We start from the raw sequence: 11923 nt of genomic DNA on the forward strand, positions 1-11923 counted from the left end.
CCTTTTGACGGGCACCGGCCGCGTGCTGGTGGGCGCGGACGATCGTGGAGTCGACCGCGACGACCCATTCCAGGTCGCCTTCGGCGTCGGCCTGGACGAGGAGGGCGGTGAAGACCTTCTCCCAGGTGCCGTCGGCGGCCCACTTCCGCAGCCGGTTGTGGGCGCCCTTCCATGAGCCGAAGTGCTCGGGCAGGTCCATCCACGGCGTCCCGGTGCGGTACTTGAACGCGATCGCATCGATTACCTGCCGGTGATCCCGCCACCGCCCACCCCGCCGGGGCGTCCGGTCCGGCAACAACGGCTCGATCCTCGCCCACTGGGCGTCAGTCAACGACACACATCAACCAACGATCCGGTGATCCGAAGGAAACGGCCTAGTACTTCCCCACGGCTACACCAACGAGCGACCGAGCCGACGGTCCTGATCGACCCACACCCCCGTGGCGGGGCACAAAGGATGTCCGTATGCGAATGGCCTGGCACAGCGCGGTCAAGTGACTGCGGTCCAGCAGGCAGCAGGTCTGCGCACTGGTCAGCCGTTCCACCTCTGTTCCTGCAGCTGGCATGGCGTCAGGCGCGAGGTGTGACTGGGGCGTACCTCAACCAGCCGTGTCGGTCACGGACTTCCTGGGCAGGGTCAGGCGGCCCGTCGACGCACCCACCAGGTGGTGCCGGCGGCCAGCAGCAGCGCGAGTACCGCGTAGGCGCCGGCTTCTATCGTCTGGAAGTGCCAGAAACGACTGGCCGGCTGGTAGGCGTCCCACTCACTGTAGTGATGATTGGCCACCCAGGTCCGCCAGGGCACGCTTGAGCCCACACCCTCCCTGTGGGCTCGATGCAAGAGTTCCGCGTACTGGCTGCTCTTGACGTCGATGCGATGACCTGCTGCGTCCTGGAGCCAGGAGTTGACCGTCCACCCATCGGCCTTGTTAAGGGAAGAGCCGGCAGGAAGCACCAGAGGGCGCATGATTTCCGGGCGCAGGTACATGCCGGAGGCCCAGACCACGCCCAGCCACGTTGCTGCTGTGGCGGCCATCGCCATGACCGTACGCCGCAAGGCGGCGCCGATGAGTGCGCCCAGCAGGAAAGCGAAAAGAGTGCGGGCGGCGAACACCACGCCCGAGACCTCATAGGCCCCTCCGGGAGTCATCCGGCCCATGAGCGGACGCCAGGGGTGCCACCACCAGCTGAACAGGAGGGAGAATCCGACCGCCGGCGCGGTGAGGGCGGTGGCCAGCAGCATGAGTTTGGTCAGGACCAGCCGATCCCGGCGGCGGCTCTGCGTCCAGGCGAAGCGGTAGGTCCCCGATTCCAGTTCCTTGGCGATGAGCGGCGCACCCAGGAACATTCCGATGAGTCCCGGTATCAGCATCAGGGCGGAGGGCATGATCTGCGCCCACGCGCCGTATTTCTGCCGGAAGGCAGTCAAGGGTGCGCTGCAGTCCGGTCCGGTAAGACTTCCGCAGCGGTCGAGGCCCAGGCGGGTGTAATCAGTGCGCACGGCGAAGCCATTGACGACCATGAAGATGCCGACGACCGCCATGAGCGTGACGACTCCTGCGAAGGCGGTGCGATGCTGGCGCCAGATGGCCCAAGTCAGTCTGCCAAGCCAGGGCAGCTGGATCGATCGTATGGTTGTGGTCGCGGTCATGCCGTAGCCCTCCGTGCGTCGTTCTGGTCGCGGGCTGGTCCCGGCAGCACGCTCGCGTCAGGCTCCCGCAAATACGCCAGGACCAGTTCCTCCAGGTTGGTCTGCTGCGACCGCCAGCCGCGCGGCGGCACCTTGCCGTCGTCGGAACGCAGGAGAAGGGTGGCTTGCCGTCCTGCCCTGCGGTCGCGCACCACCGGGAACATCTCGGTCAGGGCGTCCGCCTCGTCGACGGGGCCGGTGAAGACCCGGTGCTCGGCCAGGAGTTGCTCGATGTCGCCGGCTACCTGGACCCTTCCGCGGCCGAGCACCACCAGGTAGTCGCAGTGCCGTTGCAGTTCCGCGACCGCATGCGAGGAGAAGAGAACCGAGATTCCTTCCTCTGCCACCGCAGACATCAGAGCCGCCATGAACTCGTGCCGGGCGAGAGGGTCAAGCTGGGACACTGGCTCGTCCAGAATCAGCAGCTGCGGGCGGCGGGCCAGCGCCAGCGTGAGAGCGACCTGCGACTGCTGACCACCCGAAAGACGCCCTAGCTTCCGAGCCTTGGGGATGTCCAGCTCAGCGAGCCGACGGCGGGCGTACCCGTCGTCCCAGCGGTTGTTCAGGCTGCGTGCCAGCCGCATCGTGTCCTCGACGCTGAGATGGGGGTACAACGAGGCGCCCTGCGCCACGAATCCGACCTCCAGTAGGGCCTGGTCCGAGCCTGGCAGCAGACCGCCGAGCACCGCCAGACGGCCGCTGGTTGCCCGCGTAAGGCCAACAGCCAGTTGCAGCAGGGTGCTCTTGCCTGCGCCATTGGGACCAACCAACGCCGCGACTCGTCCGCCGGGGATCGCCAGGGAGCAGTCACGCAGGGCCCACGATCGGCCGTAGCGCTTGCTCAGTCGATGCGTTTCGAGGGCGTTCACGATGCCGATGCCCCCGTTCCGTCCTGGCTGCGCCGCAGGTCGTAGAGGGCGCTTGTGAACAGGGCCGAGATCGCTTCGTCGTCCAGCCCCGCCTCTGCCGCCTCCTGAAGCCAGCGAGTGATCCCCCGACGCAGCGCATGCACGTTGCGCAACGGCACAACGGCGACGGACTCCTGGACAAAGGTGCCTTGGCCTGGACGTCCCGCCGCGAGTCCCTTGTGTTCGAGTTCTCGGTAGGCCTTGAGAACCGTGTTGGGGTTGATCGCCAGCGCCGCCACCACATCCTTGACCTTGGGGAGGCGGTCACCCGGGACCAGGAACCCCAGCCTGAGCGCGTCTTCGACCTGCCGCACGAGCTGCATGTAGGGGGGCACGCCGCTGTCTAGGTCGAGGCGGAAGTCGATCGGCGAGGAATCACCAACCTGCTTATTTAGTCTCATAGTTAAATGGTGGCATAGTGGAGGGGCCTCGGCCAAGCCCTTCGTCCGATGTTGAGCACGAGGGAAGCGACAAGATCGTGACGCGTCGGCCGACGCTGCTCGTACCTGGACGCAACAGCACCGCGCCCAGCGTGAAGACGAACTCGACAACCTTGAAGCGGCGACCAGGCGACGCACGATGTGATCGCCAATACCCGAGCCGACGTACGAGACACGGCCCCTACGGGAGGACGAGCGGGGCCGACTGCGTGAGGTTTGCTTGGGGCGCTGCGGCGCTACCAGAAGATCACGGTGGGCGCATCGTCGTACAGCTCAGACTGAAGAAGTGGGACGTCGCTTCCAAGCCTGGCCCGCGTCCCATGATCCTCACCACGGCCCACGGGGCATGGGCACAGGGAAGGAGTCAGCGAGCCTTGCGCGCGTGCGGTGAACATTTCGGCCCAGGTGCGCGAGGTCCACCTCGTAACCGTGGACGAGCGTGGCATGAACCCGCATGTCGCGCGTCTGCAATCATGTGGCACCGAGATACAAGGGAACAGTGCAGTCACCTGCCACTCTCGGATCCAGCCGAGTGGACTGGTTACACAGGCTATGGACGACGGAGCGGGGCTTTCGGCTCCGGCTCGCTGCGCATAGTCTGAGCCCAAAAGCGCCACGCACCCCGGGCCGGGCCCGCTGTTGACAGATAGCAAGACCGAGGAATGCGACGTGTACCGACGACGTGATGGCCTGCGGCCGGGATCAGTTTTGCCCCCGCCGTGGCTGGCCCGTTTCGTCCTCGGATCAGGCGTCGGCGCCGAGGTCCGCCACGGTGCCTTTGTCCGCGGCGGGGCTTGTTCCAGTTGTGCGCCGAAGGACCAGGTTTCAGTCCGTTCTCCAGCCGCTCCAACTACGCGAGAGCCCCGCGACCACAGCTGCCCTCTTCAACCACAGCGTGCCCAGACCGGCCTGCCTCCCGGTCGTGCGTCACTCGCCACCTGTCGCTTACCACCGTAACTCGGCGTCGGTTCCGGCGGTCTCCTCACTCGCGCCTGAACGGCGGCCCTCGCCTCCAACCGCACCTGTTGCCTAGGGAGTTGCACTCCTCGGCGCCAGCCCGCTGTCCTGTGCGAGCCCCATGAGCCGGGGCGGACCGCAAGAGCTATGAACGTTGCACTTCGCCGCCGTGGCTAGTGCAGCCTCAGCACTTCTCTCGCTGGAAGGGAAACACGCGAGATGCATGACGACCTTTCCCCCCGCAACGCTTCCTGCCTTCTGTTCGATTGGGATGGCACGCTCGTGGACAGCCAGGCAGCGAACTATCTGGCCATGGCCAAGTCCCTTGCCAGGGAAGGAGTCGAACTCGACCAGCAGTGGTTCGACGACCGGTCCGGTCTCTCATCCGTTGAGATGATCACGACGCTCGCGCGCGAGCGGTCCCTGAGGCTGAGCCACTCCATTACCGAACTTGTCGCGGAGCGTGACAGACACTTCATGAGTGTCGCGCACACTATCCGCCCGCACCCGTGCATCCATGCCGTCGTGAAACATTTCGCAGGCAGGATTCCCATGGCCATCGCCTCAGGCAGCACCCGGTCCCTCATCGCGGCAACACTTCCCCACCAGCCCTTCCGCGACGCATTTGACGCCATCATCACGCGCGACGATGTAGAGCGAGGCAAGCCTGCACCGGACATCTTCCTGACCGCCGCAGAAAGACTGGGCAGCGCACCGCACAACTGCTTGGTGTATGAAGACAGTGACGAAGGCATTGCCGCAGCCAAGGCTGCGGGCATGCACTGTATCGACATTCGACCCTATCGCTGACGCAATCAAGGCGCGCACGCGGCCGAGGGCCCATGGACGGGTACGTTGGCCCGGGTTTGCTGGTGATGGTGGGCGGATGCGTACTCGGCTGCTCGACGTCCGTGAGGTCTTCCAAGGCTCGCGGCGGTTGATCAGCTCGGTCTTGACCAGACCGATGGTGGGCTCGGCGAGGGCCTTGCCGTAAGCATCGACGACACTGCCGATTGAGGGGCGATCTCGGCCTGGGGCCAGGTGCTCGGTACTGGCGATCGAGGTGTACTGGCTGCCTGCGTCCGAATGATGTAGCAGCCCGGTTACCGGGTCATGCGGCCGGTAGCCGGTGCCAGAGGGCTAGTTCGACCACAGTCCAGGACCAGGCGCGTTTGTCTGCTCATCGATGCCTTCCAGCCCAGAATCCATCGGAGCAGGCGTCGATGCTGAACGCGACGTAGACGGTGCCGGCCCAGCAGGGCATGTAAGTGAAGTCCGCCACCCACTGCCGGGCCCGGGACCGCCACGGTTGACCAGGTCGCCCGCGCGGCGGCCGTCCTTGTCGGGAGCGGTGGTGCGTAGCTAGCGGGCCGTCGCATGCCCTCGCGTCGCAGTTGGTGCCAGACGTTGCGCTCCGTAGACGTCATATCCGCCGGATCTCGCAGCATCACGCACGGACCGGACCGCAGACGAACGGGACTTGGCCGCGTAGTACGTCGAGGTGGCGAACGCCAGAGTGCGGCGGATTCGACGCCGAACCGGTTCGCCGTGGGCGTCGTGAGCCGGACTAGCGCGGAGGCCGGAGGGCCGAGTACCCATGCGAAAAGCAGCCGCAGCCTTGCGCCCGGTGAATGACACAGGTCGTCGGCGACCTTGCGTTCACCAAGAGAAGGCACAACATCGTGAGAGCGTTTTCAAGCTCTAAGTATTGACGTGCCATCAGATGGCGTCAACAGTGGCAGTACGGGTCGGCCGACCAGCTTCCATCCCCACCACTCACCCCACGGAGGCCACCCCCTCATGCCCAGGAAGCACCACAGGACACTGCGCGGCCCACTGGCCGCGGCGGCGGGCGCGCTGACCGCAACCGCGCTGCTCTGTCTCGGCCTGTACGGTACGGCGAGAGCCGCCGTACCGTCCCCGTCGAGCGGCTGGAGCCAGCTCTGGAGCGACGACTTTTCGGGCGCCGCCGGCACCCTACCCTCCAGTAGCAACTGGATCATCGACACCGGCACCAGTTACCCCGGCGGCGCAGGCCACTGGGGTACCGGCGAGGTCCAGACCTACACCAGCAGCACGGACAACGTGCAACTGGATGGCAACGGCAATCTGAGCATCACCCCGATCCGGGACTCGGCCGGCAACTGGACCTCTGCTCGGATCGAGACTCAGCGCAGCGACTTCCAGCCGCCGGTCGGGGGCAAGCTGCGCATCGAGGCACGGATCCAGATGCCCGATGTCACCGGGACGGCCGCCGACGGCTACTGGTCGGCCTTCTGGACGCTGGGCTCCGCTTACCGCGGCAACTACTGGAACTGGCCGGGCGTCGGCGAGATCGACGTGATGGAGAACGTCAACGGCGTCAACAAGGTCTGGGGCACCCTGCACTGCGGCGTCAGCCCAGGCGGTCCCTGCAACGAGAACACCGGCCTGGGCAGCAGCACCGCCTGCCCCAATGCCGCGTGCCAGGGCGACTTCCACACCTACGCCATCGAGTGGGACCGCAGTGTCTCCCCGCAGGAGCTGCGCTGGTACGTCGACGGTGTGCAGTACCACTCGGTGAACTCCTCGCAGATGGACGCCGCCACCTGGAACACCGCCACCGGCAGCGGTCACTTCCTGCTGCTCAACCTCGCCATGGGCGGCGCCTTCCCCGACCCGATCGCCGGGTACGTCACCCCCACCGCCAACACCCGCTCGGGCGTCCCCATGCTGGTGGACTACGTCGCCGTCTACAGTGCGGGCAGCGGCACCCCCGGCAGCGAGAGCCCCAGCCCTACCCCGAGCAGCAGCTCAGGTGCGAACGCGTACTCCACCATCCAGGCCGAGGACTACAGCCAACAGTCGGACGTCAGCGTCGAGTCGTGCTCCGACGTCGGCGGCGGCCAGGACATCGGCAGCCTGGCCAACGGCGACTGGGCGTACTACCCCGGCGTCGACTTCGGCAGCACCGTGGCGCACCAGTTCAAGGCGAGGGTGGCCTCCGGGGCCGCCGACGGGATCAGCGGGCTGGTGGAGGTGCGGCTGGACAGCCGCAGCAGCGCCCCCATCGGCAGCATCGCGGTGGCCAATACGGGAGGCTGGCAGAGCTGGAAGACCATCCCGGGCAACATCTCCGCCGTCACCGGTAAGCACGACGTCTACCTGACCTTCACCAGCGGCCAGCCGGCCGACTATGTGAGCGCCAACTGGTTCACGTTCAGTCAGACTTGAGACGGATCTGCGACTGCCCCTGGCGGGATATCACCAGGGGCAGCGAAGGTGGGCGTCCTCGCTCGCGGCCGTGACTACAGGAGCAGTGCGGTCGTGGACCTCTGCGGCAGGTGCGCGAGCCGGTCCAGCTTGAGCCAAGTCGCCCGTCCCGTGGTGACAGACATCGAAGTCCTCGTCGTGCCACAGACCGTCCAGAGGGTTACGTACACATCGCGGCCGCACCACGGGTACAACTTGCCGGGTCTGCCCGACGGCCATGCCGTTGCGCTGGAAACCTCGGGTCCCCACCTGTGGGGGTTCGGAGGCACCGCTCAAGACTTCGGCCCGATTTCGCGATCTGGGCTCCGGCTGTCCTCACTGAATCGTCGGCCTTGAGAGCGGTGCCGTTGCGTACCGGCGCGGCGACCCTGACCTCATGGGATTGACGTAAGCGGTCCCTTCGCCGTCGGGCGCCTACCGGGGACAGCAAAAAAGCCCACCTGAACACGTGCTTACAGCCGTCGCCGTGCATATCTAACACCTCAGCGGCTGGTCAGTCAGCGAGGCGGTCGGAGTCCTGGCGCACCCTCGGCGGCTGAAAAAGTCAAGCGGTCGATCCAGGCGCGCAGCTACAAGCGCGTGGCACGCACAGACAAGGGGTCGGCAGGGCTCATCTGCCAGTCTGGGAAGCGGCATTGGGCAAGCTCACGCAACCGCGGAGACATCCAGGATTAGGTCGTCGCTCATCCGTAGAGCCGATGCCATGAACTCATAGCCGTTCCGGTCATTGGCGGATTCCTATGACCGAGACTAGGGAGTCAGGGTTTGCAGACCTTGAGAAGGTTCCGAAGAACAACTGCGTCAGTCGCGGTCGCTGGCGCGATGAGCATTGCCGGCCTCTTGGCCGCGCCGTCGGCGGCGAACGCAGCGGATGAGGTGCAGCCGGCTGCCAGCGGCGGGGGTTGCGGCTCCGGCATCGGCCAGGGGGTCAGCGGGTGGGCCTGCATCCAGATGAACGGTGTGGAGCTGGTCACCTCGGCACGCGTCTTCACCAACGTTCGACTTCCCGGCGACTGCCAGGTGACCGTTGGGCTGTACGACGTGGATGGCACCCTGTTGCAGTCCACCTCGGCCCCGTGCAGAGGCGACGGGGCGGATTACGACGGCCCGCCCATCCTTCTCGGCGGCGTTTCACCCGGTTCCTTCAGGAGCGTCCTCACCGTCACGTGGGGGCACGAAACGCGCCTCACCGCATACAGCCCCGTCCAGAACACGTGGTAGCCAGAGGGAGAGCGACATGCGAATTCGTCGGCTGATCGGTGCAGGCACGGTTGCTGCGTTGTCTGCCGCCGTTGCGGTCGGAGCCGCCACTCCGGCGCACGCGGAGGCGGCCGTCACCAAGACTTGCAGCGCGCCCATGGGCCAGCCCTTGAGCTGGATCAACTTCGACGTGGTAGTCCACGTCGAAGGAAGCCGGGTTATTTCGGCAGAGGCGGACGGTGATGCCTACATTACGGGCGTCTTTGGCGGCGGTGTCACTCGCACCCAGCCCGCGCAAATCACGGTGAGCGGTAACTCGGTTCACTTCGTCCGTTCGGCTGTGGTCGCATCGGGGATCCCGAACACCCCGCTCTCCGTCACGCAGACCTTCGGGTGCGAGGCGTTCTGGGTCTTCTGACGCTGAATGGTGCAGCGACCTCCATGCACGGGCGTCATCCGCAACGGGGGTGACGCCCGTGCACCGGTAGGGCTGCGCAACTGTGGCATGGCGACTGCGCGTGATCTTGAACGTAGATGAGGCACGGCAGGCGGTGGACGACCGGTAGGTGTGGAAGTTCTGCGAGGTGCCGCGCCGACACCGTGACTGAACCCCGCTTCATCCGTTGGACGGTCAGTATGGTTCCCTCAGAGCCAACTGTGTGCTGAGCCAGACGGCCTGGTGGGTCCCCGTGGAAAGTCCAACTCCCAACGAGCCCCGGCGTGGGGGTGTCCGGCTTGACGCTACAGGCACTGGGTACGGGCGGTGGGCCCGTTGCCCTTCGGGGTCTGCACGTACGCCTCGATGTATACGCAGCCCGGGTCCGTGCTGAGCATCCAGCCGTAAGCGGACGAGTAGGTGCCGCCGTACCAGGAGATGCTCTTGGCCCGGTCGGCCGGGCGGTAGGCGATGACGTACACCTTGCGGTTCGGCCGGACCGGGCCGTCGACGATGCCCCAATTCAGGCCAGGGCACCGGGGGTTACTGCGCATCCTCAGATCGCCGAACTTGCTCCCGTCGGGCAGGTAGACCGGCACCGAGTCAAGGCTGGTGATGTACTTCTGCGCCCGCGCGTCGCCGCAGCCGGTGAGAATCGGGTCCATGCCGTCGCCGGGATGTGCGGTGCTGGGCGGCCGGTGGGGAATGGTCCGCCACGCCGACGCCTGGTCGCCGGAGCCGTCTGGCAGCGTGAGGGCCACGGTGCCCGCTGCCCCCAGCGCAGCACCTGCCACCACGCCGACCACCGCGACCGCCCACAGAGTGCGCCGACCGGGGCGGGCGCCGCTGGTCGAGGTCGGCACCGCTGCATCGTCCGTCGCCCCTACCAGGCTGGGGACTGTGCCCGGATCTGGTGGTTGTGGCGGTGGAGACTGCTCCGACGTCGCCTGCGGCGGTTCGGGGCGAGCCCCGGCGGTCACAGCCATCGGCTGCGTCCGGTCCTCCGCCTCGGCCAGTTCCGCTTTGAGGGCCTGCCAGGCCTCCTCCCACTGCGCACGGTCACCGCCGCAGGCAGCCACGTAGGCGAGCGTGACGTCCAGCGACGGCAGCCGTTTTCCGCCGGCGGCGTCGGACAACGTGGTCACCGAGTACTGACTGTGCCGGGCGAGTTGCCGGTACGGCGGGTTGCCCGCCTTGCGGCGCAAGGCCCGCAGTCGCGCGGCGAATTCCGCGACAGGGCCTGCGGAAGCATCGACCGGCCGCTCCGGGCGTCCCATCCGATCCACCTCTTGAGAGCGCTCTCGTGCTGACGCGGGGATCATGCCATCAGGACTGCGGTTTTGTCACTTCATTGTCCGGAGATTGGCCGGATGCTGGCCGGACAACCGCTTGACCGCGTGGAATCTGGTGCAAGGCAGGCCGCTGCGGGGCGTCGCCATACCCGTCCGGTGTGCGACGTCCGGCCGTACCGGCTTCTACCCACGTGGCTCACCGGCCACTCGGCAAAGGAGAGACATGCGGATCCCCGCGGGGAAGTTCCTCGCAGCCCTGTCCCTGAACGCGGGGCTGGCGGCAGCTGGATCAGCGAACGCTGGCCTTGAGGGGTGGTCCTCGGACATCGCGTCTCCAGGATCGGCGTGGGCGTGACGTTGATCGCCTGGGGTGGCGAGTGGTCCACCGTCAGCTTCAGGTTGGGCGCGAACCTCTACGAGGCGCATGCATCTTCCGGGCTACGGCGGCCGGCCGCGTCATGCAGCGGGAGCTGTCCGTGTCAGGGTTCACCCTGGGCCTGCAGCTTGCGGGACACGCACACGTAGTTGCTACCCGGCGCCGTCACTGTATGCCACTGCAACTGTCCGCTGCGATGCAGCAGTCGATCGGAGTCCGGACCACTCGTATCGGCAATCAACTCCTAGAAAGGGACTACGAGAGCACTGGCCTCTGTTGTCCCGCACCTTGAACGAACTATCCAGAACCGTTGAGGAAAGCGTGCTGATCACCACTGACCACCTGCCTGCGTCCGAGCGATTTGCCTACTTCCGCGAGGCCACCGGCGATGTGCCGGGACCGGTCGAGCTCCGCGCGGACTCCACCGATGACTTCTCGGCTCGCGTCCAGATATCCGACTTCGGTGCAGTCAACCTGATGGACTTCACGGCCATGGGCCGTATTTCGATGGAGGTTCAGCGTGGTCAACGACTCATCCGTAAGTCGGATCCGGAAGCCTACTCTTTGCTCATGAACGTGGAAGGAGTCACTGGTGTTTCACAAGGTGGTCGTGAGGCCATCCTTAGCCCCGGTGACTTGGGTTTGTACGACTCGTCTCGGCAACTGCGCGGCTGGCGCAAGGTCCCTGACGGTCCCGCACGACTCATCATGGTCAACATCCCGCGGAAGCTTCTGTCGGTCCCTGATGACCGAGTCGCACAGCTGACGGGAGTACGGATCCCCGGGGATGAGGGCGTATCGGACCTCGTCCGGGCAACCGTCGGTCAACTCGCCGAAGAGGCGGATCGATACGGACCGAGCGAAATCACGCGTCTGTCCACTGTACTCATGGATTTGATCGTGATTCTCCTCGCAACCGCCGCGGATACGACCAGTGCGCCGATCCGTGACTCTCGCCATCGGGCATTGATGCTGAGGATCCAGAGCTTCATCGACCAGCACCTGGGGGAAGCAGACCTTTGCCCCTCGGACATCGCAACCGCACACCACATCAGCGTACGCACGCTTCATCGTCTCTTCCGCGAGCAAGGGCTCACCGTGGCAGGGTGGGTTCGGCAACGGCGCATCGAGCACTGCCGACGCGACCTCGCAGACCCTGGGTTGCTCGACCACCCGATCTACGCGATCGCCAGACGCTGGGGCTTCCTCGATGGGCCCCAACTGTCCCACGTGTTTCGGACTGCATATGGAATGTCTCCTCGGGAGTGGCGCCACCTGAGCGGCCACAGCCCTTGCGGCAGCCCCCCAGAACACGAGGAAGGTCCGTCTCACGGCCTGGTCGACAGCCCACCGCGTGAGGAATTCCGCTGAT

At 66.1% G+C, this 11923-nt stretch carries 10 protein-coding genes; 5 read left to right on the forward strand and 5 right to left on the reverse strand.

Translation table 11 applies throughout. From position 1 onward, the window contains the following. The 4 genes from ACZ404_RS33665 to ACZ404_RS33680 form a co-directional block, all read right to left on the reverse strand. On the reverse strand, nucleotides 1-337 hold a 337-nt coding region (locus tag ACZ404_RS33665), incomplete at its 3' end, for an IS5 family transposase (RefSeq protein ID WP_468446627.1). A 300-nt stretch (nucleotides 338-637) separates the two neighbouring features. Next, nucleotides 638-1651: a hypothetical protein gene (locus tag ACZ404_RS33670; protein ID WP_468446629.1), complete on the reverse strand. Its 1014-nt coding sequence runs from the start codon at nucleotides 1649-1651 to the stop codon at nucleotides 638-640. Then, a complete protein-coding gene (locus ACZ404_RS33675) occupies nucleotides 1648-2559 on the reverse strand; it encodes an ABC transporter ATP-binding protein (RefSeq protein ID WP_468446631.1) in 912 nt (303 codons plus the stop codon). The genes ACZ404_RS33670 and ACZ404_RS33675 overlap by 4 nt, the downstream gene beginning before the upstream one ends. After that, on the reverse strand, nucleotides 2556-2999 hold the full coding sequence (locus tag ACZ404_RS33680) for a GntR family transcriptional regulator (RefSeq protein WP_468446633.1): 444 nt from the start codon (nucleotides 2997-2999) through the stop codon (nucleotides 2556-2558). Before ACZ404_RS33680 ends, ACZ404_RS33675 begins: the two co-directional genes overlap by 4 nt. A 1215-nt stretch (nucleotides 3000-4214) precedes the next feature. Here ACZ404_RS33680 and ACZ404_RS33685 point away from each other — a divergent pair. The 4 genes from ACZ404_RS33685 to ACZ404_RS33700 all read left to right on the forward strand — a co-directional run bounded on the left by ACZ404_RS33685 (nucleotide 4215) and on the right by ACZ404_RS33700 (nucleotide 8865). Then, a complete protein-coding gene (locus ACZ404_RS33685) occupies nucleotides 4215-4805 on the forward strand; it encodes an HAD family hydrolase (protein WP_468446635.1) in 591 nt (196 codons plus the stop codon). A 990-nt stretch (nucleotides 4806-5795) separates the two neighbouring features. Beyond that, complete coding sequence (locus ACZ404_RS33690; protein WP_468446637.1) at nucleotides 5796-7208, forward strand: carbohydrate-binding protein; 1413 nt, start codon at nucleotides 5796-5798, stop codon at nucleotides 7206-7208. Between the two features lie 861 nt (nucleotides 7209-8069). Beyond that, nucleotides 8070-8468, forward strand: a complete 399-nt coding sequence (locus ACZ404_RS33695) for a hypothetical protein (protein ID WP_468446639.1) — start codon at nucleotides 8070-8072, stop codon at nucleotides 8466-8468. A 16-nt stretch (nucleotides 8469-8484) separates the two neighbouring features. Then, on the forward strand, nucleotides 8485-8865 hold the full coding sequence (locus tag ACZ404_RS33700; RefSeq protein WP_468446641.1) for a hypothetical protein: 381 nt from the start codon (nucleotides 8485-8487) through the stop codon (nucleotides 8863-8865). A gap of 323 nt (nucleotides 8866-9188) precedes the next feature. On the opposite strand, the gene ACZ404_RS33705 is transcribed toward ACZ404_RS33700, so the two are convergent. After that, complete coding sequence (locus tag ACZ404_RS33705; RefSeq protein WP_468446643.1) at nucleotides 9189-10205, reverse strand: helix-turn-helix domain-containing protein; 1017 nt, start codon at nucleotides 10203-10205, stop codon at nucleotides 9189-9191. 667 nt (nucleotides 10206-10872) lie between these two features. Between ACZ404_RS33705 and ACZ404_RS33710 the strand changes: the two genes are divergently transcribed. After that, complete coding sequence (locus tag ACZ404_RS33710) at nucleotides 10873-11922, forward strand: AraC-like ligand-binding domain-containing protein (RefSeq protein ID WP_468446645.1); 1050 nt, start codon at nucleotides 10873-10875, stop codon at nucleotides 11920-11922. The last annotated feature ends 1 nt before the right edge of the window (nucleotide 11923 follow it).

The organism is Streptomyces sp. NPDC030798 (assembly GCF_055572275.1).